Source organism: Marinomonas spartinae, assembly GCF_900089775.1.
GTDB lineage: Bacteria > Pseudomonadota > Gammaproteobacteria > Pseudomonadales > Marinomonadaceae > Marinomonas > Marinomonas spartinae.
In genome coordinates, this window is the sequence record NZ_FLOB01000016.1 from 49,789 (window position 1) to 75,528 (window position 25,740).

General features: G+C 46.2%; 27 protein-coding genes and 4 tRNA genes. 1 reads left to right on the top strand and 30 read right to left on the bottom strand.

The features are described from left to right. Window position 1: 1 nt before the first annotated feature. From rpmC to MSP8886_RS19960, 30 genes are all read right to left on the bottom strand, one after another. Window positions 2-193, bottom strand: coding sequence for a 50S ribosomal protein L29 (gene rpmC, locus MSP8886_RS19815; RefSeq protein WP_067020130.1), 192 nt, complete (start codon window positions 191-193; stop codon window positions 2-4). Next, window positions 194-607, bottom strand: coding sequence for a 50S ribosomal protein L16 (rplP, locus tag MSP8886_RS19820; protein ID WP_013797835.1), 414 nt, complete (start codon window positions 605-607; stop codon window positions 194-196). A 10-nt stretch (window positions 608-617) separates the two neighbouring features. Beyond that, window positions 618-1,298, bottom strand: coding sequence for a 30S ribosomal protein S3 (rpsC, locus tag MSP8886_RS19825; RefSeq protein WP_067020133.1), 681 nt, complete (start codon window positions 1,296-1,298; stop codon window positions 618-620). Window positions 1,299-1,312: 14 nt separating this feature from the next. Then, window positions 1,313-1,645 carry a 50S ribosomal protein L22 gene (gene rplV, locus MSP8886_RS19830; RefSeq protein WP_067020136.1) on the bottom strand — a complete coding sequence of 111 codons (333 nt, stop codon included), beginning with the start codon at window positions 1,643-1,645 and terminating at the stop codon, window positions 1,313-1,315. 14 nt (window positions 1,646-1,659) lie between these two features. Then, window positions 1,660-1,935 carry a 30S ribosomal protein S19 gene (gene rpsS, locus MSP8886_RS19835; RefSeq protein WP_036163121.1) on the bottom strand — a complete coding sequence of 92 codons (276 nt, stop codon included), beginning with the start codon at window positions 1,933-1,935 and terminating at the stop codon, window positions 1,660-1,662. A gap of 15 nt (window positions 1,936-1,950) precedes the next feature. Next, complete coding sequence (gene rplB, locus MSP8886_RS19840) at window positions 1,951-2,775, bottom strand: 50S ribosomal protein L2 (protein ID WP_067020139.1); 825 nt, start codon at window positions 2,773-2,775, stop codon at window positions 1,951-1,953. Between the two features lie 14 nt (window positions 2,776-2,789). Then, complete coding sequence (rplW, locus tag MSP8886_RS19845; RefSeq protein WP_067020142.1) at window positions 2,790-3,086, bottom strand: 50S ribosomal protein L23; 297 nt, start codon at window positions 3,084-3,086, stop codon at window positions 2,790-2,792. Next, entirely contained in the window at window positions 3,083-3,688 is a 606-nt protein-coding gene (gene rplD, locus MSP8886_RS19850; protein ID WP_067020145.1) for a 50S ribosomal protein L4, read from the bottom strand. The genes rplW and rplD overlap by 4 nt, the downstream gene beginning before the upstream one ends. Before the next feature lie 12 nt (window positions 3,689-3,700). Next, window positions 3,701-4,339: a 50S ribosomal protein L3 gene (gene rplC, locus MSP8886_RS19855; protein WP_067020148.1), complete on the bottom strand. Its 639-nt coding sequence runs from the start codon at window positions 4,337-4,339 to the stop codon at window positions 3,701-3,703. A 131-nt stretch (window positions 4,340-4,470) separates the two neighbouring features. Next, window positions 4,471-4,782 (bottom strand): 30S ribosomal protein S10, encoded by a 312-nt coding sequence (gene rpsJ / locus MSP8886_RS19860; protein WP_012071937.1) that lies wholly within the window; start codon window positions 4,780-4,782, stop codon window positions 4,471-4,473. A 206-nt stretch (window positions 4,783-4,988) separates the two neighbouring features. After that, the gene (gene tuf / locus MSP8886_RS19865; RefSeq protein ID WP_067020151.1) at window positions 4,989-6,212 is read right to left on the bottom strand and encodes an elongation factor Tu; all 1,224 of its coding nucleotides are present in this window, start codon (window positions 6,210-6,212) and stop codon (window positions 4,989-4,991) included. Between the two features lie 36 nt (window positions 6,213-6,248). After that, window positions 6,249-8,342 (bottom strand): elongation factor G, encoded by a 2,094-nt coding sequence (gene fusA / locus MSP8886_RS19870; RefSeq protein ID WP_067020155.1) that lies wholly within the window; start codon window positions 8,340-8,342, stop codon window positions 6,249-6,251. Between the two features lie 21 nt (window positions 8,343-8,363). Next, window positions 8,364-8,837 carry a 30S ribosomal protein S7 gene (rpsG, locus tag MSP8886_RS19875; protein ID WP_067020159.1) on the bottom strand — a complete coding sequence of 158 codons (474 nt, stop codon included), beginning with the start codon at window positions 8,835-8,837 and terminating at the stop codon, window positions 8,364-8,366. Between the two features lie 98 nt (window positions 8,838-8,935). Then, complete coding sequence (rpsL, locus tag MSP8886_RS19880) at window positions 8,936-9,307, bottom strand: 30S ribosomal protein S12 (protein WP_013659444.1); 372 nt, start codon at window positions 9,305-9,307, stop codon at window positions 8,936-8,938. A gap of 136 nt (window positions 9,308-9,443) precedes the next feature. Further along, complete coding sequence (gene rpoC, locus MSP8886_RS19885; RefSeq protein ID WP_067020162.1) at window positions 9,444-13,646, bottom strand: DNA-directed RNA polymerase subunit beta'; 4,203 nt, start codon at window positions 13,644-13,646, stop codon at window positions 9,444-9,446. Window positions 13,647-13,711: 65 nt separating this feature from the next. Beyond that, window positions 13,712-17,812: a DNA-directed RNA polymerase subunit beta gene (gene rpoB, locus MSP8886_RS19890; protein WP_067020165.1), complete on the bottom strand. Its 4,101-nt coding sequence runs from the start codon at window positions 17,810-17,812 to the stop codon at window positions 13,712-13,714. 188 nt (window positions 17,813-18,000) lie between these two features. After that, a complete protein-coding gene (gene rplL, locus MSP8886_RS19895; RefSeq protein WP_067020168.1) occupies window positions 18,001-18,375 on the bottom strand; it encodes a 50S ribosomal protein L7/L12 in 375 nt (124 codons plus the stop codon). Between the two features lie 82 nt (window positions 18,376-18,457). Continuing rightward, a complete protein-coding gene (gene rplJ, locus MSP8886_RS19900; protein WP_067020171.1) occupies window positions 18,458-18,958 on the bottom strand; it encodes a 50S ribosomal protein L10 in 501 nt (166 codons plus the stop codon). A 234-nt stretch (window positions 18,959-19,192) separates the two neighbouring features. Then, window positions 19,193-19,894: a 50S ribosomal protein L1 gene (rplA, locus tag MSP8886_RS19905; protein ID WP_067020174.1), complete on the bottom strand. Its 702-nt coding sequence runs from the start codon at window positions 19,892-19,894 to the stop codon at window positions 19,193-19,195. After that, entirely contained in the window at window positions 19,894-20,328 is a 435-nt protein-coding gene (rplK, locus tag MSP8886_RS19910) for a 50S ribosomal protein L11 (protein ID WP_067020177.1), read from the bottom strand. Before rplK ends, rplA begins: the two co-directional genes overlap by 1 nt. Before the next feature lie 49 nt (window positions 20,329-20,377). Further along, window positions 20,378-20,911 (bottom strand): transcription termination/antitermination protein NusG, encoded by a 534-nt coding sequence (gene nusG, locus MSP8886_RS19915; RefSeq protein ID WP_067020180.1) that lies wholly within the window; start codon window positions 20,909-20,911, stop codon window positions 20,378-20,380. Window positions 20,912-20,920: 9 nt separating this feature from the next. Further along, window positions 20,921-21,289: a preprotein translocase subunit SecE gene (secE, locus tag MSP8886_RS19920; protein WP_067020183.1), complete on the bottom strand. Its 369-nt coding sequence runs from the start codon at window positions 21,287-21,289 to the stop codon at window positions 20,921-20,923. Between the two features lie 40 nt (window positions 21,290-21,329). Continuing rightward, a tRNA-Trp gene (locus tag MSP8886_RS19925) sits at window positions 21,330-21,405 on the bottom strand. Window positions 21,406-21,520: 115 nt separating this feature from the next. Next, window positions 21,521-21,596: transfer RNA gene (locus MSP8886_RS19930), tRNA-Thr, on the bottom strand. Between the two features lie 4 nt (window positions 21,597-21,600). Continuing rightward, a tRNA-Gly gene (locus MSP8886_RS19935) sits at window positions 21,601-21,675 on the bottom strand. Window positions 21,676-21,678: 3 nt separating this feature from the next. After that, window positions 21,679-21,762, bottom strand: a tRNA-Tyr gene (locus tag MSP8886_RS19940). Window positions 21,763-21,836: 74 nt separating this feature from the next. After that, window positions 21,837-22,550 carry an SPOR domain-containing protein gene (locus MSP8886_RS19945; protein WP_067020186.1) on the bottom strand — a complete coding sequence of 238 codons (714 nt, stop codon included), beginning with the start codon at window positions 22,548-22,550 and terminating at the stop codon, window positions 21,837-21,839. Next, window positions 22,547-23,281: a type III pantothenate kinase gene (locus tag MSP8886_RS19950; protein ID WP_067020189.1), complete on the bottom strand. Its 735-nt coding sequence runs from the start codon at window positions 23,279-23,281 to the stop codon at window positions 22,547-22,549. Before MSP8886_RS19950 ends, MSP8886_RS19945 begins: the two co-directional genes overlap by 4 nt. Then, entirely contained in the window at window positions 23,265-24,221 is a 957-nt protein-coding gene (locus MSP8886_RS19955; RefSeq protein WP_067020192.1) for a biotin--[acetyl-CoA-carboxylase] ligase, read from the bottom strand. Before MSP8886_RS19955 ends, MSP8886_RS19950 begins: the two co-directional genes overlap by 17 nt. 25 nt (window positions 24,222-24,246) lie before the next feature. Further along, window positions 24,247-25,149 (bottom strand): phytanoyl-CoA dioxygenase family protein, encoded by a 903-nt coding sequence (locus MSP8886_RS19960; RefSeq protein ID WP_245659158.1) that lies wholly within the window; start codon window positions 25,147-25,149, stop codon window positions 24,247-24,249. A 126-nt stretch (window positions 25,150-25,275) separates the two neighbouring features. On the opposite strand from MSP8886_RS19960, the gene MSP8886_RS19965 reads away from it, so the two are divergent. Next, window positions 25,276-25,725: a GNAT family N-acetyltransferase gene (locus MSP8886_RS19965; protein WP_067020195.1), complete on the top strand. Its 450-nt coding sequence runs from the start codon at window positions 25,276-25,278 to the stop codon at window positions 25,723-25,725. The last annotated feature ends 15 nt before the right edge of the window (window positions 25,726-25,740 follow it).

Below are 25,740 nucleotides of genomic sequence, written 5' to 3' on the forward strand. Positions count from 1 at the left end.
CTTAGTTACCTGCCTTATCATTTAGCACGGTTTTTACACGTGCGATATTGCGGCGAACTTGCGAGAGCAAATGAGTTTGCGTCAACTGACCAGTTGCTTTCTGCATACGCAGAGTGAATTGCTCACGTAGCAGCTCAATCAAGGTCGCTTGTAGCTCTGCTACAGACTTTTCTTGCAGTTCTTTTGCTTTCATCTACATCACCGTACGCGTTACGAAAGTTGTGGACAGAGGAAGCTTAGCAGCAGCTAGAGCAAACGCTTCGCGTGCTAGCTGTTCAGAAACGCCCTCAACTTCATAAAGCATCTTGCCAGGTTGAATCTGTGCAACCCAGTATTCTACGCTACCCTTACCTTTACCCTGACGAACCTCAAGAGGTTTCTGAGTAATCGGCTTATCAGGGAACACACGAATCCAGATTTTACCACCACGCTTGATGTGACGAGTCATTGCACGACGCGCCGCTTCAATTTGACGAGCAGTAATACGACCACGCTCGGTCGATTTCAATCCGAATTCACCAAAGCTAACTTGGTTACCGCGTAGAGCAAGACCGCGGTTACGGCCTTTTTGCATCTTACGGAACTTAGTACGTTTCGGCTGTAACATGACTTACCCCCTACTTAGACTTCTTCTTTTGTGCGCCTTTATCAGCACGCACTTGCTCAATACCGCCCAAGATTTCGCCTTTGAAGATCCACACTTTGACACCAATGATGCCGTAAGTTGTAGACGCTTCATAAGTAGCGTAGTCAATGTCAGCGCGTAGAGTGTGTAGAGGCACACGGCCTTCACGGTACCACTCAGCTCGGGCAATTTCTGCACCGCCTAGACGACCACTTACCTGAACCTTGATACCTTTCGCGCCTGCACGCATAGCATTTTGAACGCCACGTTTCATTGCGCGACGGAACATAACACGACGCTCAAGTTGGCCAGCAATGTTTTGCGCAACCAATTTTGCATCTAATTCAGGCTTACGAATTTCTTCGATGTTGATATGAACTGGCACGCCCATCATTGCTGACACGTCGTTGCGTAGTTTCTCAACATCTTCACCCTTCTTACCAATCACGATGCCTGGACGGGCAGTATGAATTGTAATACGAGCTGTTTGAGCAGGACGTTGAATCTCGATACGAGAAACAGAAGCCTGAACCAATTTTTTCTCCAGGAACGCACGAACCTGAAGATCATTTAATAGCAGCTTAGAGTAGTTTTGATTATTAGCATACCAAGTAGAGGTATGATCTTTAACTATCCCTAGGCGGATACCAGTTGGATGAACCTTCTGACCCATTGGGTTTCTCCTAATTAGTCAGCGACTTTAACTGTAATATGGCAACCGCGTTTTAAAATACGGTCAGCACGGCCTTTAGCACGTGGCATAATACGTTTCAGAGTCATTGCCTCGTCAACATACGCCGTAGATACACGCAAGTCATCAATATCAGCACCTTCGTTATGCTCAGCGTTCGCTACAGCAGACTCCAGTACCTTTTTGACAATTACTGCCGCCTTTTTAGGACTGAACGTTAAAATGTTCAGTGCTTCGCTAACAGATTTGCCGCGGATTTGATCTACAACCAAACGGGCCTTCTGCGCAGAGAGGCGAGCACCTTTCAATGAAGCGCTTACTTCACTCATGTTAATACCCCTTATTACCGTTTGGCTTTCTTGTCCGCAGCATGACCACGATATGTACGGGTCGGAGCGAACTCACCCAGTTTATGACCGACCATATCTTCAGTTACTAGAACTGGAACATGCTGGCGACCATTATGGACAGCGATAGTCAACCCTACAAAATCAGGGAAGATAGTAGAACGGCGTGACCAAGTTTTAATTGGACGACGATCTTTTTTCTCTACCGCAGCCTCTACCTTTTTCAACAAATGAAGGTCGATAAAAGGACCTTTTTTTAGTGAACGTGGCACAGTCGTTTCCTCTTATTACTTAGTACGGCGACGTACAATAAGTTTATCAGTACGCTTGTTGCTGCGTGTTTTGTACCCTTTAGTAGGCACACCCCAAGGTGTAACAGGATGACGACCACCCTTACTACGACCTTCACCACCACCATGTGGGTGATCTACTGGGTTCATCGCCGCACCGCGAACGGTAGGACGAACACCACGCCAACGCGTAGCACCAGCTTTACCAAGAACTCGTAAGCTATGCTCAGAGTTTGATACTTCACCCAAAGTAGCGCGGCATTCAGTCAATACTTTACGCATTTCGCCAGAACGTAGGCGAAGAGTAACGTAACGACCTTCACGAGCAACTAGCTGAGCAGACGCACCGGCAGAACGGGCAACTTGTGCACCTTTACCAGGCTTAAGCTCGACACAGTGTACGGTACTACCAACAGGAATATTTTGCAGAGGCAAAGTATTACCCGCTTTGATAGGCGCATCTGCACCACTAGAAACAACACTGCCAGCCACCATACCTTTGGAAGCGATAATGTAACGACGCTCACCATCAGCATATTTAACCAATGCAATATTTGCAGAACGGTTTGGATCATATTCCAAACGCTCAACTACCGCAGGAATTCCATCTTTGTTACGACGAAAATCAACAACACGGTAATGCTGCTTATGACCACCACCTACGTGACGCGTAGTGATGCGTCCGTTATTGTTACGACCACCTGATTTGCTTTTTTTGTCTAGCAAAGGTGCATATGGTGCGCCTTTGTGCAAATCGTTGTTGGTAACTTTAACAACGTGACGACGGCCTGCAGACGTTGGCTTACTTTTTACAACAGCCATTGACCTATCTCCCCTTATTCAGCGACCATGAAGTCAATTTCTTGGCCTTCAGCCAAACGTACGTACGCTTTTTTCACGTCACTACGCTTGCCTAGACCACGAACTGTACGCTTAGTTTTACCTTTGTGGTTCAACGTGCGAACAGACTCAACTTTGACTTCAAAAAGTGCTTCGATAGCTTTTTTGATTTCAGGTTTTGTTGCATCACCAGTTACACGAAAAACGTACTGACCATTACCTTCGGCAACGATAGTCGCTTTTTCAGAGATGTGTGGACCCAACAGAACTTTATAAATACGTTCGCCGATCATGCTAGTGTCTCCTCAACTTGTTTCAGAGCACCAACTGTCACCAACACTTTGTCGTAAGCAATCAAGCTAACAGGGTCGATAGACGCTGCATCACGTACATCTACGTTCGGAATGTTGCGAGCCGCTAGGAAAAGATTGTCGTCCAATTCATGGGAAACAACCAAAGCGTTCTCAACATTCAATTCTGCCATTTTTGCTTTAAAAAGCTTAGTTTTTGGAGCATCCAATTTAAGCTCTTCAACAACAACAAGACGGTCTTGACGTACAAGCTCAGACCAGATGGTGCGCATTGCTGCACGATACATCTTCTTGTTTACTTTCTGAGAGTGATCCTGTGGTTTTGCCGCGAAAGTTACACCACCAGAGCGCCATAGAGGGCTACGGATAGTACCTGCACGTGCGCGACCAGAACCTTTTTGTTTCCAAGGTTTGCGTCCGCCACCGGCCACTTCAGAGCGAGTTTTTTGTGCACGTGAGCCTTGACGAGCACCAGCCAAGTAAGATGTCACTACTTGGTGAACTAGCGCTTCGTTGTATTCACGAGCGAAGGTTACTTCAGAAACTTCTACTGTTCCTTCCGCACCTGTAAGATTCAAGTTCATTGTCTACCCCTCTTAGCGTGCTTTAACAGCTGATTGAAGAATAACATCACCGTTAACTGCGCCAGGAACCGCACCTTTCACTAGGATAAGGTTACGCTCTGTGTCAACTCGTACTACTTCCAAAGACTGAGTAGTAACTTGTGTTGCGCCCATTTGGCCTGCCATCTTCTTGCCTTTCCAAACACGACCAGGTGTTTGACATTGACCGATAGAGCCAGGAGCACGGTGAGACAATGAGTTACCATGTGTTGCGTCTTGCATACTGAAATTATGACGCTTAATGGCACCTTGAAAGCCTTTACCTTTAGATTGACCTGTTACGTCAATCGTAGAGATAGATTCGAAATCTGCTACAGTCAGTTCATCACCAACATTGATTTCTTTTTCATCACCAGACAGGCGGAACTCCCACAAACCACGACCAGCTTCAACATTTGCTTTTGCGTAGTGACCTGCAGCAGCTTTGTTGACGCGGCTCGAACGGCGAGTACCAACAGTGACTTGAACAGCTTGGTAGCCGTCAGTTTCTGCTGTTTTCACCTGAGTAACGCGGTTCGGTTCAACCTCGATGACGGTTACTGGCACGGATACACCGTCTTCTGTGAAGACTCGTGTCATTCCGGCTTTACGTCCGACTAATTGAATAGCCATTTTTTACCTCATTTGCCAGTTGTGTACGGGGCTATCACCCGCTACGGCTGATCATTCCAGATCATTCCACTATTGTGCATAAGCCGACTGATAACCAGCCGGTTCTCGCACCCCAAACTTTGAGTTTGTTATTAACCCAAAGAAATTTGTACTTCCACGCCTGCCGCAAGGTCTAGCTTCATTAGAGCGTCAACTGTTTTTTCAGTTGGCTCAACGATATCTAGAACACGTTTGTGTGTACGAATTTCATACTGATCACGCGCATCTTTGTTTACGTGTGGAGAAATCAATACTGTATAACGTTCTTTGCGAGTAGGAAGTGGAATCGGTCCACGCACTTGCGCACCTGTACGTTTCGCTGTGTCCACAATTTCTTGTGTTGAAGCATCAATCAGGCGATGATCAAACGCTTTCAAACGAATACGGATTTTTTGGCTTTGCATTTCCAACTCCAAATACAATGTTTGATGACTTAACTGTACATTTTTTAAGCCAACATCCTTTTTTAAGGACGGCGAATATTAGCTATTCAAAAACTGGTTGTCAAGTAACCAATCCTCGAAAGACAAAAATTCGCCTTCTAGATAAAAAAAGGCTGCTCATATTCGAGCAGCCTTTTTTCGTTCAAATAACTAATTCAAAGAATCAATTATTTAATAACTTTAGCTACAACGCCCGCACCTACTGTACGACCACCTTCACGAATAGCGAAACGAAGACCTTCGTCCATCGCGATTGGGTGAATTAGTTCAACAGTCATTTGGATGTTGTCACCAGGCATAACCATTTCTACGCCATCTGGAAGCTCACAAGCACCAGTTACGTCAGTTGTACGGAAGTAGAACTGAGGACGGTAGCCTTTGAAGAATGGAGTGTGACGACCACCTTCATCTTTACCCAACACGTAAACTTCAGCTTCGAAGACAGTGTGAGGAGTGATAGAACCAGGCTTAGCCAATACTTGACCACGCTGAACGTCATCACGTTTAGTACCACGAAGAAGGATACCACAGTTTTCACCTGCACGACCTTCGTCTAGCAACTTACGGAACATCTCAACGCCAGTACAAGTTGTTTTCGTAGTATCTTTGATACCAACGATTTCAACTTCTTCACCAACTTTAACGATACCACGCTCAACACGACCTGTTACAACCGTACCGCGACCTTGGATAGAGAATACATCCTCGATAGGCATGATGAATGCACCATCGATCGCACGCTCTGGCTCAGGAATGTATTCGTCTAGAGTTTCAACAAGTTTCTTAACCGCTGTTGTACCCATTTCATTTTCGTCTTCACCGTTCAATGCCATCAAAGCAGAACCTGGGATGATTGGAGTATCATCACCTGGGAAGTCGTATTCAGAAAGAAGGTCACGCAATTCCATTTCAACCAACTCTAGCATTTCAGCGTATTCTTCAGAATCCGCACCGCCACAGTCTTCAGCCAACAAATCAGATTTGTTTAGGAAAACTACGATGTAAGGTACACCTACTTGACGAGAAAGAAGGATGTGCTCACGAGTCTGAGGCATAGGGCCGTCAGTTGCGCCACAAACTAGGATCGCGCCGTCCATTTGAGCCGCACCAGTGATCATGTTTTTAACATAATCGGCGTGTCCAGGACAGTCTACGTGTGCGTAGTGACGAGTTGGAGAATCGTACTCTACGTGAGAAGTCGCGATTGTGATACCACGCTCACGTTCTTCTGGTGCATTATCGATACCGTCAAAAGCAACAGCTGTACCGCCGAATACTTCTGCACATACACGAGTCAATGCAGCAGTTAGGGTAGTTTTACCGTGGTCAACGTGACCGATAGTACCAACGTTAACGTGTGGTTTATTACGTTCGAATTTACTCTTTGCCATGATACATACACCTTAATGAATTAGTAAGTATGATGATTAATCTTCATTTTTGATGATCGCGTCTGCCACACTAGCTGGTGCTTCAGCGTATTTCTCAAATTCCATCGCATAACTCGCACGCCCTTGCGACAAGCTACGCACGTCGGTTGCATACCCAAACATCTCACCCAAAGGCACTTCTGCTCGAATAATTTTACCAGACGGGGAATCGTCCATCCCCTGTACAAGACCACGACGACGATTCAGGTCACCCATCACATCGCCCATGTATTCTTCAGGGGTAACAACTTCCACTTTCATTACAGGCTCAAGAACACAAGGATCAGCATCAACTGCGCCTTTCTTCAAGCCTTGAGAAGCTGCAATTTTAAAGGCCATTTCATTAGAGTCAACATCATGGAAGGATCCATCGATTAGCACGACCTTAAGGCCCAATAAAGGGAACCCCGCAATCACACCATTCTTCATTTGCTCTGAAATACCCTTTTCTACTGCAGGGATGTATTCTTTTGGAATAGCACCACCAACAATTTCGTTAATGAATTCAAGACCTTCGGTATCCGAAGGAATTAACTTCATTACGACGTGACCATACTGACCACGACCACCAGATTGACGTACAAATTTGTGATCAACTGTCACTTCTTTGCGAATTTTTTCCCGATAGGCTACCTGAGGCTTACCAATGTTCGCCTCTACCTTGAACTCGCGACGCATACGGTCGACAAGGATATCAAGATGTAATTCACCCATACCAGAAATTATCGTCTGCCCTGTCTCTTCGTGCGTTTCAACGCGGAAAGACGGATCTTCTTGCGCCAATTTACCTAGCGCAATCCCCATCTTCTCTTGATCGGCTTGAGACTTTGGCTCAACCGCAACGGAGATAACAGGCTCTGGGAATTCCATGCGCTCAAGCACGACAACATCCTTCATGTCACAAAGCGTATCACCTGTGGTAACATCTTTCATACCAATAGTGGCAGCAATGTCTCCAGCTAATACCTCTTTGATCTCTTCACGATTATTGGCGTGCATTTGAACCATTCGGCCAACACGCTCACGCTTCTGCTTAACAGAGTTGTAAACCGCATCGCCTGTTTTTAATACACCAGAGTACACTCGAATAAAGGTAAGCGTCCCAACAAATGGATCGGTCGCTATTTTAAACGCCAACGCAGAAAACGGAGCATTATCATCCGCCTCACGAGCAACTAACGTTTCACCATCCTCAAGCGTGCCTTCAATTGCTTTTACTTCTACAGGAGAAGGCATGTACTCAATAACGGCATCCAATACAGCTTGAACACCCTTATTTTTAAAGGCAGATCCGCAGGTCACCAAAACAATCTCATTGGCTAATGTGCGCGCACGTAACCCTGCCTTAATATCCTCAACAGACAAATCCCCTTCTTCAAGGTACTTATCCATTAACTCTTCATTCGCTTCAGCAGCCTCTTCAACCAGCTTTTCACGCCAAGCACTTGCTTCATCCTGAAGATCCGCAGGTATGTCTTCCAATACGAAAGTCATACCGCTATCTTCGTCGTTCCACTTAATTGCTTTCATCAGAACCAAATCAACAACACCTTGGAAGTTTTCCTCAGTACCAATATTAATTTGGATCGGAACGGCGTTAGCACCTAGCCTTTCTTTCATCTGACGTACAACAGAGAAATAATCCGCCCCCGTACGATCCATCTTATTGACGAACACCATACGAGGGACTTCATATTTATTTGCCTGGCGCCAAACAGTTTCGGTTTGAGGCTGTACACCAGAAGAGCCACAAAGCACAACGACGGCACCATCCAATACACGCAAAGAGCGCTCAACTTCGATTGTAAAGTCGACATGCCCCGGCGTATCTATAATATTGATACGGTGTTGATCGAACTGCTGACTCATACCACTCCAGAAGCAAGTCGTCGCTGCGGAAGTGATGGTGATACCACGTTCTTGTTCCTGCTCCATCCAATCCATGGTGGCGGCACCATCGTGCACCTCACCAATTTTATGGGATAAACCAGTATAGAAAAGAACGCGTTCAGTTGTCGTCGTTTTACCCGCATCAACATGCGCACAGATACCGATATTACGGTAGCGGTTGATAGGTGTCTTACGTGCCACTGTCTTTGTTGCTCCGGTCGATTAGAAACGGTAGTGCGAGAATGCTTTGTTAGCTTCTGCCATGCGGTGAACGTCTTCACGTTTCTTAACAGCAGAACCTTTATTTTCAGAAGCATCTAGGATTTCACCTGCTAGACGTAGCGCCATGGATTTTTCACCACGCTTACGAGACGCTTCAACCAACCAACGCATAGACAATGCTGCACGACGAGCTGGACGTACCTCTACAGGGACTTGGTAAGTCGCACCACCCACACGGCGAGATTTAACCTCAACCATTGGCTGGATAGATTCTAGAGCTTTTTCGAAGATCGCCATTGGATCTTCAGATTTAGTACGAGTTGCAACTGTATCCAGCGCATTGTAAACAATGCTTTCTGCTACAGATTTTTTGCCACTAACCATTACATGGTTGATGAACTTAGCAAGAAGTTGGCTTCCGTGTTTAGGATCCGGAAGGACTTCACGCTTAGCGACGACGCGTCTTCTAGGCATGTCTATATCCTCTTCAGGTTCGCCCGAGACAATACAATTACTGCTCGGCCTTACTGTATTAAAATTTATTTGTCTAAACGATTCTAAGTAGGATTAGCTTACTTAGGACGCTTAGTACCGTACTTAGAACGGCCTTGCTTACGATTTTGTACGCCTGAAGTATCCAAGCTACCACGAACAGTGTGATAACGAACACCTGGAAGGTCTTTTACACGACCGCCGCGAATCAGCACGACGCTGTGTTCTTGCAGGTTGTGACCTTCACCACCGATGTAGGAAGTTACTTCAAAGCCGTTAGTCAAGCGAACACGACATACTTTACGCAAAGCCGAGTTAGGCTTTTTAGGTGTAGTAGTATATACGCGAGTGCAGACACCGCGGCGTTGCGGACAAGCTTGTAACGCAGGAACGTCACTCTTTGCCACTTTACGTTTACGTGGTTTACGAACCAACTGGTTAACGGTTGCCATTAAACAAGCTCCACAGATCCAATTCTTATGGCGGAAATCGCCAAAAATAAGGAGGCGCAAGTGTAATTTGCGCCTATAAAACAGTCAATAGGGAGGCGACTAAAAAATCACCTCCCTTGCGATTTAACAGCGAAAACTAACCTTTTAATGCTGCACTTAGTGCTTCTTCTACATCAGAGGCACTAATTGACGCACTTCCTTCCTTCGCTGCTTCCGCAAGCTCTTTCTTACGCTTGCGCTCATTGTGGTAAGCCAAACCAGTACCAGCTGGAATTAATCGACCTACTACAACGTTCTCTTTTAAGCCACGCAAGTGATCTTTTTTACCAGTTACTGCCCCTTCCGTAAGAACACGAGTGGTCTCTTGGAAAGAGGCAGCTGATATAAAGGACTCAGTAGCCAAAGAGGCTTTGGTGATACCTAGCAACACACGCTCAAACTTGGCAGGGAATTTATTTTCCGCTTCCGCTTTCTCGTTTGCATCTAGAAGTTGAGTCAACTCAACTTGGTCACCTTGGATAAGATCTGTATCACCAGACTCACCCACTTCCACTTTACGTAGCATCTGACGAACGATAACTTCAATATGCTTATCGTTAATCACAACACCTTGTAGGCGGTAAACTTCTTGCACTTCATTTGTGATGTAATCAGCTAATGCTTCTACACCTTGAAGGCGCAAGATATCATGAGGACTTAGAGGACCATCGGCGATGATCTCACCTTTAGCCACTTCTTCACCATCAAATATGTTGATTTGACGCCATTTAGGAATCAAAGTCTCGATTGGGTCACTGCCATCTTGTGGTGTGATCACCAAACGAATCTTACCTTTGGTTTCTTTACCGAAACTAACCACACCCGTTGTTTCCGCCATAACAGCCGGATCTTTCGGACGACGCGCTTCGAATAGGTCAGCCACTCGTGGCAAACCACCGGTAATATCTTTGTTACCTTGCGATTCTTGAGGAATACGCGCAAGCACTTCACCCGACTTCACTGTCGCGCCATGATCCAAGCTCAACAAAGCTTTTTCTGGCAGCATGTACTGTACGGGGGATTCTGTACCAGGAATCAATACTGGATTACCATCCGCATCCACTACAGAGATCATTGGGCGAACATCTTTACCAGCAGCTGGACGATCACGCATTTCCATAACTTCAATGGTCGTCAAACCTGTCATTTCGTCAGATTGACGACGAATGGTCACGTTTTCTTCCATGCCACTGAATTCTAATCGGCCCTGCATCTCAGAGACAATTGGGTGCGTATGTGGGTCCCAGTTAGCAACAATTTGACCAGCAGTAACCGCATCCCCTTCACGCACACTCAATACCGCACCGTAAGGAAGCTTGTAACGCTCTTTCTCACGACCCGCTTCATCAGCGATTGCCAATTCAGAAGAACGCGACGCGACCACCAAATGCTCTGCATCGCGGACGATGCTCTTCATTTTATGGAAACGTACTGTACCAGCACTCTTAACTTGTACGCTATCAACAGCAGACGCTCGAGACGCCGCACCACCGATGTGGAAGGTACGCATGGTTAACTGTGTACCAGGCTCACCGATAGACTGCGCCGCAACAACACCAACCGCCTCACCGATGTTAACCTGGTGACCACGAGCCAAATCACGACCGTAACACTTAGCACATACACCGTGACGTGTATCACAGGTGATAACAGAGCGAATGATCATCTCATCCACACCCGCCGCTTCAATCGTACGAACATCATGCTCGTCAATTAAAGTACCTGCCGCCAACACCAAGTCACCTTTCGTATCGATCACATCTTGAGCCACAACACGGCCCAATACGCGCTGACCTAATGGCACAACAACGTCGCCGCCTTCAATCATCGCGTTAACTTTGATGCCATTTGTTGAGCCACAGTCCACTTCAGTGATAACCAAGTCTTGGGCAACGTCAACAAGACGACGTGTCAAGTAACCAGAGTTCGCCGTTTTCAATGCGGTATCAGCAAGACCCTTACGAGCACCGTGAGTAGAGGTAAAGTACTGAAGTACTGATAGACCTTCACGGAAGTTCGCAGTGATCGGTGTTTCGATGATGGAACCATCCGGTTTCGCCATCAAACCACGCATACCACCCAACTGACGCATCTGAGCCACACTACCACGGGCGCCAGAGTCGGCCATCATATAAACCGAGTTAAAAGATTGCTGCTCAACCTCTTCACCCGCTTTGTTGATCGTCATCTCTTTCGCCAAGTTTTTCATCATGGCTTCAGTAACGGTTTCGTTAGTACGAGACCATAAGTCGATTACTTTGTTGTACTTCTCGCCCTGTGTTACAAGACCATCCGCATATTGGTATTCGATCTCTTTTACTTCGGCTTCTGCTTTGGCAATGATCTCTGCTTTCTCTGGTGGAATAACGAAATCATCCACACCAACAGAAGAGCCAGACGCCGTCGCGTAAGCAAAACCTGTGTACATCAATTGGTCAGCGAAAATACAGCTCTCTTTCAAGCCGACTTTACGGTAACACTCATTGATCAAGTTTGAGATCGCCTTTTTCTTCATTGGCTGGTTAACCACAGAGAAAGGAAGACCATCTGGCACAATATCAAACAACAGCGCACGACCAACAGTTGTGTCTACTATGAAAGTCGATGGTACTTTTTCGCCATCTAACGTGGTATCAACCTGACTGATACGCACTTTAACTTTCGCGTGCAATTCAACTTGTTTCGCACCATACGCACGGTGTACTTCTTTAATGTCAGAAAACGCCATGCCTTCACCTTTGGCATTGATTTTCTCACGTGTCATGTAGTACAGACCCAATACCACGTCCTGAGAAGGAACGATGATTGGCTCGCCGTTTGCTGGTGATAGGATGTTGTTCGTCGACATCATCAAAGCACGCGCTTCTAGCTGAGCTTCAAGAGTCAATGGAACGTGAACCGCCATTTGGTCACCGTCGAAGTCAGCGTTATAAGCCGCACACACAAGTGGGTGCAACTGGATCGCTTTACCTTCGATCAACATAGGTTCAAACGCTTGGATACCCAAACGGTGAAGCGTTGGTGCACGGTTCAACATCACAGGATGTTCGCGGATAACCTCATCAAGGATATCCCACACTTCAGGTGTTTCACGCTCAACCATTTTCTTAGCGGCTTTGATCGTCGTCGCCATGCCACGAAGTTCAAGTTTGGAGAAAATGAATGGCTTGAATAGCTCAAGTGCCATTTTCTTAGGTAGACCACACTGATGCAAACGCAGTGATGGACCTACGGTAATAACGGAACGACCAGAGTAGTCAACACGCTTACCTAACAAGTTCTGACGGAAACGACCTTGCTTACCTTTGATCATATCGGCCAAAGATTTTAACGGACGCTTGTTAGAACCCGTAATTGCACGACCACGACGACCATTATCAAGCAACGCATCAACAGACTCTTGCAACATACGTTTTTCGTTACGTACGATGATGTCTGGAGCCGATAGCTCTAATAGTCGCTTCAAGCGGTTGTTACGGTTAATCACACGACGATAAAGATCGTTCAAATCAGACGTCGCAAAACGACCACCTTCAAGTGGTACCAATGGACGTAGATCTGGCGGAAGAACAGGCAACACTTCTAGCACCATCCACTCTGGGTTGTTACCAGAATGATAGAAGGCTTCAACCAATTTAAGACGCTTAGATAGCTTCTTAATACGGGTTTCAGAGTTGGTGCTGTTGAGCTCTTCACGCATGCGGTTAATTTCTTCCGGCATGTCCAAGTCGCGTAGCAACATCTGAACCGCTTCAGCCCCCATACGGGCGTCGAATTCATCACCGAACTCTTCTAGCGCTTCAAAATACTGCTCGTCGTTGAGCAACTGCCCTTTCTCAAGGGTCGTCATACCAGGATCAATCACAATGAAAGATTCAAAGTACAGAACACGCTCGATATCACGCAACGTCATATCCATGATAAGACCGATACGTGATGGTAGAGATTTCAAGAACCAAATGTGAGCAACAGGCGAAGCAAGCTCAATGTGCCCCATGCGTTCACGACGCACTTTTGACAGAGCTACCTCAACGCCACACTTTTCACAGATAACACCGCGGTGTTTCAAGCGCTTGTATTTACCACACAAACACTCATAGTCCTTAATTGGACCAAAGATTTTTGCACAGAACAAACCGTCACGTTCAGGCTTGAACGTACGGTAGTTGATGGTCTCCGGCTTTTTAACTTCACCGTAAGACCATGAACGAATCATATCTGGTGATGCCAAGCCAATGCGGATCGCATCAAACTCGTCAGATTGTCCCTGTGATTTTAGAAGACCTAATAAGTCTTTCATGGATATTCGCCCCACTCGTAAGGCTGGGGAGTTGTACTCCCCAGCAGGTCAAATGTGATTCGTGCTTATTCGTTTTCCAGCTCGATATCGATACCAAGAGAACGAATCTCTTTCACCAACACGTTGAAGGACTCAGGCATGCCAGGTTCCATTCTGTGATCGCCATCAACGATGTTTTTATACATCTTAGTACGGCCGTTCACGTCGTCGGACTTAACTGTCAACATCTCTTGAAGCGTGTAAGCGGCACCGTATGCTTCAAGCGCCCATACTTCCATCTCCCCGAAACGCTGACCACCGAACTGAGCTTTACCACCCAACGGTTGCTGAGTAACCAAGCTGTAAGAACCAGTAGAACGTGCGTGCATTTTGTCATCAACCAAGTGATTCAATTTCAGCATGTACATGTAACCAACAGTTACAGGACGCTCAAATGCATCACCAGTGCGGCCGTTAAACAAACGAACCTGACCACTTTCATTCAAGCCAGCCAGACGCAGCATACGCTTAATCTCAGCCTCTTTCGCACCATCAAAGGCACCAGACGCCATTGGCACACCACCGATTAGGTTTTTCGCCAAGGTTAAAATTTCTTCGTCTGTAAAGCTGTCTAAATCTTCCGTACGCGCACAACGTAAGTCGCCTTCGTAACCATTGTAGATCTCATCTAGGAAACGACGCAATTCCGCCACTGCTTCCGATTTTTCACGTTCAACGGCAAGCATTTCATTGATCTTACGACCTAAGCCTTTAGAAGCCGCACCTAAGTGAGTTTCTAGAACCTGACCAACGTTCATACGCGAAGGAACACCCAGTGGGTTCAACACGATGTCGACAGGGTCGCCATTTTCATCGTACGGCATGTCTTCAACAGGCATAATCTTAGAGATAACACCTTTGTTACCATGACGACCAGCCATTTTATCACCTGGCTGAATACGACGCTTAATAGCAACGTAGACTTTCACAATCTTAAGCACACCAGGCGCTAAATCATCACCTGTTTGCAGTTTGCGTTTTTTATCTTCGAACTTCGCATCAAGCTCTTTACGGCGCTCAATCAAAGCGGCTTGCGCTTTTTCAAGCTGCTCACTCGCCTCTTCATTGGCGACACGGATTTTGAACCACTCAGGGTGATCCAGATTCGCTAAGTACTCTTCCGTAATGATCGCATTGCGCGCTAAACTAGGACCGCCTTCAGCTTGCTGACCAACTAAGGCCTCAGCTAGACGCTCAAATGTGGCTTTTTCAACAATACGGAACTCTTCGTTCAAGTCTTTACGAACTTGATCAAGCTGCGATTTCTCAATGGATTTAGCACGTTCGTCTTTTTCAATGCCATCACGAGTAAATACTTGAACATCGATAACCGTACCGCGTGTACCTGTTTTTACTCGCTGAGACGTATCTTTTACGTCAGATGCTTTCTCACCAAAGATCGCTCGCAAAAGTTTCTCTTCAGGCGTCAACTGGGTTTCACCTTTCGGTGTTACCTTACCAACAAGAATATCGCCTGGCTCCACTTCAGCACCGATATAAACGATACCGGATTGATCCAGCTTAGAAAGCGCACCTTCACCCACGTTCGGGATATCGGCGGTAATTTCTTCAGGCCCAAGCTTGGTATCACGAGCGACACAAGTCAGCTCCTGAATGTGGATAGAAGTAAAACGGTCTTCCTCCACAACACGCTCAGAAACAAGAATCGAGTCCTCGAAGTTAAAACCGTTCCAAGGCATGAAGGCAATACGCATGTTTTGACCTAGCGCCAAATCACCCATATCAACAGATGGACCATCAGCCATAATATCGCCTGATGCCACTCGTTCACCTTTCATCACCAAGGTACGCTGGTTGATACAAGTATTTTGGTTTGAGCGTACGTACTTGGTTAAACTGTAAATATCCACGCCCGCTTCACCAGCAATCGTTTCTTCGGAATTAACACGAACAACGATTCGGCTAGCATCGACCGATTCAATCACACCACCACGGTTAGCAACGATACACACACCAGAGTCTTTCGCGACGTTTTTCTCCATGCCCGTACCGACAACTGGCTTATCAGCCTTCAATGTTGGTACTGCTTGACGCTGCATGTTCGATCCCATCAAGGCACGGTTTGCATCATCGTGCTCTAGGAACGGAATCAAAGACGCCGCCACCGAAACAACCTGACGTGGAGACACGTCCATTAAGTTCACTTTTTCTTTCGGGATCAAAGTGGTTTCGTGCATGTGACGCACCTGAACCAACTCATCCACCAAACGCCCTTCTTCATCTACGTTTGCAGACGCTTGGGCAATAACATATTTCGCTTCATCGATTGCCGAAACATAAACTGTTTCGTCCGTCATCTTGCCATCAACAATCTTACGATAAGGCGTTTCCAAGAAGCCGTAGCTGTTGGTACGCGCGTAAGTGGACAGCGAGTTGATCAGACCGATGTTTGGACCTTCAGGCGTTTCGATTGGACAAACACGACCATAGTGAGTGGCATGTACGTCACGTACTTCGAATCCTGCACGTTCACGAGTCAAACCACCGGGGCCTAACGCGGAAACACGACGCTTGTGAGTGACCTCAGAAAGCGGGTTGTTTTGGTCCATAAACTGTGACAACTGGCTAGAACCAAAGAATTCTTTGATGGCCGCTGCCACAGGCTTCGCATTTAATAGATCTTGTGGCATTAAGCCATCTGCCTCTGCCATAGACAGACGCTCTTTAACCGCACGTTCAACACGTACAAGGCCGACGCGGAATTGGTTTTCAGCCATCTCCCCAACAGAACGAACACGACGGTTACCCAAGTGGTCAATATCATCCACCATGCCGTTACCGTTACGGATATCAAGCAAGGTTTTTAGAACCGCTACGATGTCGTCGTTATCCAATACGCCAGGGCCAGTGTCTTCTTCACGACCTAGACGGCGGTTAAACTTCATTCGACCCACGTTAGACAAGTCGTAACGATCTTCTGCGAAGAACAAGCCTTGGAACAAACCTTCAGCTGATTCTTTGGTTGGTGGCTCGCCAGGGCGCATCATACGGTAAATTTCTACCAACGCTTCCAACTGGTTATTGGTTGGGTCAATGCGAAGCGTATCTGAAATGAATGGGCCACTATCAAGATCATTGGTGTATAAGGTATCCACTTCTGTAATACCAGCACTCACCAAGGCTTCTAAAAGTTCAACAGACAGCTCTGTATTCGCTTCAGCAATCAGCTCACCTGTTGCAGGGTGAACTAAGTTTTTCGCCGTTACCTTGCCTAGCATGTATTCAAGGGGAACAGACAGGCGTTTAAGGCCAGCTTTTTCCATCACTCGAATATGTTTCGCAGTAATACGGCGGCTCTCTTCAACAATGATTTCACCGTTCGCATCGGTAATATCAAACAAAGCGGTTTCACCACGAAGGCGATTGGCGATCAACTCCATTTCAAAACCATCACGGGTTAAGAAAAAGCGAGTTGTGTCAAAGAAAGTCTCTAAAATTTGTTCAGTACCGAAGCCTAACGCACGCAACAAAATTGTTACAGGCAGTTTACGACGACGGTCTATACGTACAAACACGCAGTCTTTCGGATCAAACTCGAAGTCCAACCAAGAACCGCGATAAGGAATGACGCGCGCAGAATGCAATAGTTTGCCTGAAGAGTGAGTTTTACCACGATCGTGATCAAAAAACACACCAGGAGAGCGGTGTAATTGAGAGACGATAACACGCTCAGTCCCGTTAATTACAAAGGTACCATTGTCTGTCATAAGCGGAATTTCGCCCATGTAGACTTCTTGCTCGCGGATGTCTTTGATGGCCTTGTTGGAGGACTCTTTATCATAAATGATGAGTCGAACTCGAACACGAAGAGGCGCCGCGTAGGTGACACCACGCAACTGACACTCTTTAACATCAAATACTGGCTTGCCTAAACGGTAATCGACGTATTCTAGCGCCGCATTGCCGGAAAAGCTGACCATTGGAAAGACAGATTTAAAGGCCCCATGCAGACCTAATTCCCCACGCTCTGCAATCGCTTTACCTTCTTGCAGAAAATTACGGTAGGATTCAAGCTGAATTGCCAGCAAGTATGGCACATCCAAAACGGGCGGCAGTTTACCGAAATCCTTACGGATACGTTTTTTCTCAGTGTATGAGTAAGCCATCAGCATTCCCCAGCTTGTGCACATTGACGCAAAAGGCCCAAATCAGGCCTTACCATATATGGGAGCATTATCTCCCATTTGAAAATTCTTTTTGGTTTTATTTGAGTTTTTAGAAACCCAAAAAGGCCGGTGACAAAACGTCACCAGCCATTTCGACTATAGGTCGAAATCTGGAAATACAAGTATCATTACTTGATTTCGACAGATGCACCAGCTTCTTCAAGAGCCGCTTTAAGTGCGTCAGCGTCTTCTTTAGAAACGCCTTCTTTAACAGTCGCTGGAGCGCCGTCAACCATGCCTTTCGCTTCTTTCAAGCCAAGACCAGTTGCTGCACGAACCGCTTTAATTACGTTAACTTTCTTATCACCTGCAGCAGTAAGAACAACGTCGAATTCAGTTTGAGCTTCAGCCGCTGCACCAGCATCGCCAGCAGCAGGACCAGCAGCTGCAGCAACTGCTGCAGTTACACCGAATTTTTCTTCCATTGCTGAAATTAATTCAACAACATCCATTACAGACATTTCTGCTACTGCATTGATGATATCTTCTTTAGTTAGAGCCATGACTCAGATTCCTAGCATTCTTTATAATCACCCGTAGGTGATAAAACAAAATATTTATCAAGAAGGGATACGATAAACCGTATTACGCCGCTTCTTGCTCTTTTTGGTCGCGAATTGCTGCAAGAGTACGAGCAAGTTTGCTTGTTGCACCTTGCATTACACTCATAAGCTTCGCAATAGCTTCATCGTATGTAGGCAATGTTGCCAAACGATCAATGTCGCCAGCTGGGATCAACTCACCGTTGAACGCCAATGCTTTCACTTCAAACTTGTCATTCGCTTTCGCAAAAGATTTCAACAAACGAGCCGCCGCACCTGGGTGTTCGTTTGAGAAAGCAATTAGCGTAGGGCCAACAAAGCTCTCAGTTAGGCATTCGAAGTCTGTACCTTCCACTGCACGGCGAGCCAATGTGTTACGTACGACACGTACGAAAACACCTGCTTCGCGCGCTTCTTTACGAAGTGCTGTCATGCTGCTCACGGTAACACCGCGAGAATCAGCAACAACCGCAGACAACGCAGTTTTGGCCGCTTCGCTAACTTCGGCGACAATGGCTTTTTTGTCTTCTAGACCTAATGCCACTGGTTTTCTCCTGGATTAGCAGAGAGCAAATTACTCTCTTGTTTTTACCAACTCTTCGATTACTCGAAGTACTTGCTGGTGAGTTAGATCCAGTTTATCTGAATCGGGCCACACCATCTGCGCAGGACCAACATTTTTCAACGTTGTTATTAAACCCGAAGGTTCCTGCGGTCTTTGACGGCCTGCTCAACATACTTATGCAGGCAGACCCCAAAGCGCATGAACTAGATAGGCTTACTTAATAGAGTTAAGCGCACCTAGATCAATTTGTAGACCTGGTCCCATTGTAGAAGACAAGGTCACTTTTTTCATATAGACACCTTTAGAAGAAGCAGGCTTAGCACGACGTAGATCAGCTAAAAGTGCTTCCAAGTTGCCTTTGATAGATTCTGCAGCGAAGTCAATAGAACCAACGCCAGCATGAATGATACCATTTTTATCAGTACGGTAACGAGCTTGACCTGCTTTTGCATTTTTTACAGCCGTTGCAACGTCAGGTGTTACCGTGCCAACTTTAGGGTTAGGCATTAGACCACGTGGACCTAAAATCTGGCCTAGTTGACCAACAATACGCATTGCATCTGGAGAAGCAATAACCACGTCGAAGTCTAGGTTGCCAGCTTTAACTTGTTCAGCCAAATCTTCGAAACCTACAACGTCTGCACCAGCTTCTTTCGCTGCTTCTGCGTTAGCACCTTGAGTGAACACAGCAACACGAACGTCTTTGCCAGTACCATGAGGCAATACAGTAGAACCACGAACAACCTGATCAGACTTACGTGGATCAACGCCTAGGTTTACAGATACGTCGATAGATTCTTTGAACTTCACAGTAGAAAGCTCAGACAAAAGAGCAACAGCCTCTTCTACAGAGTACAATTTTGTTGCGTCTATTTTTTCTGCGATCAAGCGAGCGCGTTTAGTTAGCTTAGCCATTAGTTCACACCCTCAACGTCTAGACCCATAGCGCGAGCGCTACCAGCGATAGTACGAACCGCTGCATCCATATCTGCTGCAGTCAAATCAGCCTGCTTAGCAACAACAATCTCTTCTAGTTGAGCACGAGTAACCGTACCCACTTTTTGAGTGTTTGGACGAGGAGAACCACTCTTAAGGCCTGCTGCCTTCTTAAGAAGAACAGAAGCTGGAGTAGATTTCGTTTCAAATGTAAAGCTACGGTCACTGTATACAGTGATGATAACAGGTGTTGGAAGACCTGGCTCAACGCCTTGAGTTTTGGCATTGAATGCTTTACAGAATTCCATGATGTTCACACCGTGCTGACCAAGAGCTGGACCAACTGGTGGACTTGGGTTCGCTTGACCCGCTTTAACTTGTAGCTTGATATAAGCTTGGACTTTCTTAGCCATTTTTAAACTCCAGATGGGTCACTGCCCGAAGGCTACCCGTTCAACATACTCAGGCTTTTTCAACCTGACTAAATTCCAAATCAACTGGTGTAGAACGCCCAAAAATGAGCACCGCCACTTTGATTCGGCTTTTATCATAGTCCACTTCTTCAACGACACCGTTAAAGTCAGCAAATGGACCTTCATTAACACGAACCACCTCCCCAACCTCAAACAAGGTCTTAGGACGAGGCTTATCAGCGCCATCATTGACACGCTGCAAGATAGCATTGGCTTCACGTTCAGTAATCGGGGACGGCTTATCCGCTGTACCACCAATAAAACCGAGCACTCGACCCGTACCTTTCACCAAATGCCAAGAGTCATCGTTCATTTCCATTTGAACCAAGACATAACCAGGATAGAATTTTCTTTCGCTCTTGCGCTTTTTACCATCTCGAATTTCAACCACTTCTTCGGTTGGCACCAAGATGTCGCCAAAATAGTCTTCTTGCCCCATAATTTGCACGCGTTCTTTCAGCGAGCGCATTACGTGCTTTTCGTACCCAGAGTACGCCTGAACTACATACCATCGTTTCGTCACGAGCAACTCCTAACCTATTACCGAAGAAACGATCCAACCAAGGAGCGAATCTACCCCCCACAGTACGAGAGACATAAAAAGAACAACCGCCAATACGATTAAGGTGGTTTGAATTGTCTCTTGCCTTGTTGGCCATACTACTCGGCGAATTTCAGTTTTTGCTTCTTTCGCCAAGGTAAAAAAAGCCTTCCCTTTAGCCGTTTGTAGCGCAACAAAACCAGCAACACCAGCCAAAACCAGAATAGCGATCAAACGATACAATAGTGACTCAGCAGAAAAATAGTTATTACCAACCACACCGACGGCAACCAGTAACACAACAATCGCCCACTTAAATACGTCTGTGCTAGACGTTTGAGTTTCAGTACTCGATCTCATACTTTCAGGTGATCCCTAATTAAGAAATAGGATACGAAAATGGCAGGCCAAGAGGGACTCGAACCCCCAACAGCCGGTTTTGGAAACCGGTGCTCTACCAATTGAACTATTGGCCTACATCGTATGGGCGGAGGATGATACTCGTATTTGCTTTGTCAAGCAAGAGCATTCGCCCAAAAAACAGACAATAAAAAAGGCGGTTAAACCACCTATCTTTTGCATCGGAAACACTGGAGCTCATGAGCAGATTTGAACTGCCGACCTCACCCTTACCAAGGGTGTGCTCTACCAACTGAGCTACATGAGCAACTTGGAGCGGGTAGCGGGAATCGAACCCGCCTCTTCAGCTTGGAAGGCTGAGGTAATAGCCACTATACCATACCCGCAACTGGTGGAGGGAGGTGGATTCGAACCACCGAAACTTTCGTGGCAGATTTACAATCTGCTCCCTTTGGCCACTCGGGAACCCCTCCACGTACTCTGTGCTTTTGAACAGCACCCCAAAAGGTGGGAGCCATTATATTAATCAGTTTCTGAATTGCAAGCACTAACAAGGATTTTTTTCTATTTTTATCATCATCTTGGTCAAATCGAACTGAGAGAGCAGTTTTTCTAAGTCTTCGTCGCTAATTGGTTGCTCTACATTAATCTGATGCAAGCTGACTGTACGAAGGTGGCGGTATATATTCAGTTTGTATCTCAACTTGCTTTCAATACGCTTACGAGCCTCATCCGCTCCCTCTTGAGAAGAATATAGTCCAAGAGAAATACGGTTTTTCATCTCACCGCGAGTAATAATAAAACTATCAATAGAGCGCTCGTGTAATGCGTTGACAATCTCCCGTGCTTTGGCATGAGTATCTGGCGCCTCGATGTACAACCAAAACTTAGGCCGTTTACCCATTACCTGCTTGTCACTGTATTTCCATTTTAGCTTTGTCAAAGCATGGGTAATTTGCGCATCATCCGCATTTTTTTCTACTTCCAGCTGGGGACACAACATAGAGCGGTCATTGGCATTGGCCTCTGCAACCGTCAGAGCCTTTTTCAGCGACGCCTCCATCTCCTGCGATTGCTGTTTGGCCTTGACCATAGCGGCTTTTTCTTCACTATTAGCAGGCTCAGACAAAAGTCGAATAGAGGTACTCACGGGTGGCGCGTACACATGGTCATTCACCTGTGCGGCATTATGCTTAATCATATGCGCCCACCCAAAAAAAGCAGCATTGATCAAGACAATAATAAAAAACAACCACTTCATACTCGCTTCCTTATCATTTCATCACCGACGAGCTTTGCACCTAACGCCACCAAATGAGGGTCACACTCTGCTTTTACTCCTAACGCATGGAGCAATTCTTGTGCATCGCCTCCTGTCACAACCCATCGATGATCGTGATAGCTCCTATAAACACGCTCCAAGAAGCCTAACGCCATTTGATGACACCCTTCATTTACGGCCCTAGCCGTAGAATTTGGCAATCCATCACCAACTTTTTGCTCACTGGCGTCATAACGAATTTTAGCCGTATTGGCTAATAAAGCGTTTTCCATCATCATCAACCCAGGGACAATATAACCACCAAGATGTCGGGCTTGCTCATTAACCACATCGACTTTGATCGCCGTTCCAGCGTCAATAATTACAGTGTTTCCACCATAGTGATGAAAGCCTGCGACAACGGTAAGCCAACGATCAATCCCTAAACGCCATGGTTCATCGTAAGCGCATACCACGCCACACGCTTGGGCAGTGCTTTCTAAGCGCACCAACTGGCTATTGGGATAGTAAGATTGCATTTCCTGCAGCACCATCACACTGGCGGCTTGAGAACGCACACTGGCAAAATAAATAGCATCAGGAAGAAAGTGCCGCTTTATTAAGATTTCATGATCCCTTACCTGCCACAGAACCCGTCCTCCTTCAAATGCGGTATACTTGATGCTCGTGTTTCCCACATCAACAACCAGCAGCTTATCGACGACGGACACTGACCTCCCCCCCATGTAAGCGCGAAATTACACCATCCTCAGCTTCAATCAAAAGTGCACCGCTTTCATCAATACCTTTGGCTATACCAGTGCGCTGCTGAGACAAAGAGCTCACAGCCACCGCTTGATTATGCAAAACATCGTGGGCTTGCCATAGGGATTGATAGTGCTTCATTCCATGTCCATCTTCAAACGCATGGCAAACAGCTACCAATTCATTCGTCAAGTCAGCAAGAATCTGATTTCGACTAGGCACCTTAGACAACCGCGAAGCAAGATCCGTCCAGGGTTGGTCAACAGACGACATCACATCCGCTTCCATAGCCACATTAAGGCCTATCCCAATAATGACATCACAGCGGTCTTCATCTGCCACCATTTCAAGCAAAATACCGCAGACCTTTTGCCCATCAATTTGCACGTCATTAGGCCATTTTAAACCAGGGTTCGGAATACCTTGTTTTTTGATAGTGCGAGCCACCGCCACGCCAACCGCTAAACTCAACCCTTCCACCACACTCGGACCATTTTCAAAACGCCATGCAAAGGACATAGTGATGTTTTTTACTACTCCCGATGCCCAATGACGTCCACGACGACCACGCCCTTGCGTCTGACGCTCAGCAGCGATCATCAAAGGCAGCGACACCCCATCGTTTATATGCTGCTTCATATCACCATTGGTCGATGCGGTTTCAAAAACAATCGACACTGGGATACTGCTATCGAGCCCTGCTTCTAACAGCGCCTCATGGGATAATAGCTCCAACGGTGTTGGTAAACGATAACCTCGCCCTTTCACAGAATGGACAGGTATACCAATGGCTTCGAGTTTTTTTAGCTTTTTCCACACCGCTGCTCGGGTCACGCCAAGCGCTCCCCCTAATGCTTCCCCGGAGTGAAATTTACTATCACTCAATAGGGACAAAATTCGTTGCATTCAAAGACTCCAATAGTATTCAGAGTTAATGTAAATCAAAGGCTGGAAACGATCGATAATCTTGTGTTTGCAGCCAATTTTCGGCAGGATACTGACACTGCTGATCGATAACATGCAATGCATAAGCATGTCGCGATTGCCCGGAGCGATTAGCATAGCTTAAATGGGGAAACTCACCGTTAAGGACCACTAGACTACCTTTTGGCACAGGCAAGGCAACCAGTTCGTCTTGCTGCCATTGATGCTCTTTTAAGGTCACCATTTTCGTTTCAATACCATTTGGAGAAACGCGTTCAAAACGCTTCAACAACCCCACTTTGTGACCACCAGGAATCCCCCATAGGCAGCCATTTTCCAACGTTGCGTCTTCGATAGCAAACCATAATCCAATCACACTCATCGGATCCGTATACAAAAAGGTACTGTCTTGATGGCAATCAACCTCTCCACCGATGCCTGGCTGTTTAAAAATGTACATGGATTGTACGGCTCGTGGTGCTTTCATCCCAAGCCGCTCCAATAAGTTCCCCCATATTGAAGACAGAGAGAAGTGACGAAAAAGGTCATCTTGAATATGCAAACCATGACCCGCCTTATTAATGGACAAAGACAAATCTTGCTTCAACTCACCCAGCTCATCAAAGGCTTCTTCCTCAAAGAAAAAAGAAATATTCTCAGAAGAGGCCATAAAATACTCATCAGTATGACGTGATTGCTCATTAGTGGTAAAAATAGAACGGACAGAGTCAGGGTCAAAACCTTCCAATAACGCTTCCATTCGAGCTTTTAAGGCATCGCATACAGCAGGCGGTACCAAGGACTCTAAAACAACGTATCCCTCATCATGATATTGTTTCACTTGGTCGTCAGACAGACTAATGCGAGGCAGAGCATTTAACATGGAAGTAACCACAGAAGATGAAGACATTTTAATTCCCTATCACAATACTGAACAAATATACCTTGATCCTAGCAAAGTTCACATAAGAACACCCTATGCTATTATGCTCTCTTATTACTTAATATTAGCAAGTTAGCATTGGCAAGGCTCATTATGTCGTCCTTATTCTCACTCCCTGTTCGAGTGCCATCCTTATGGTTTCCCTTGGTTAAAAAGTTTTACCAAGCCCACTACCCTAGCGGCAAACCGAATAAAGCAGATCCAATTTGGGTGATCAAACAACAAGGACGGATTTTAAGTGCGGTTCGGCTAAAACAACTTGATCGGTGTCAGCTTCTCACCGCCATGGTGACCGAGCCAGGTCATCGTGGGCTGGGCATTGGCCACCATTTACTGCGCCATCTTCATAAGCCCTTAGCTGAGCGTCCATGTTACTGTTTTGCGCTCTCACACCTTGAGCGTTTTTATCAAGACAATGGGTTTCATACAATAGACTCCTCCCAACTTCCTGACGAGCTACTTGGACGATTAACCTCTTATGTCGCCCAAGGTCGGGCACTCATTCCCATGCACTATATTGCTAAGCGCTCGGAAGAGAGTTAACAAATTACTAATTAA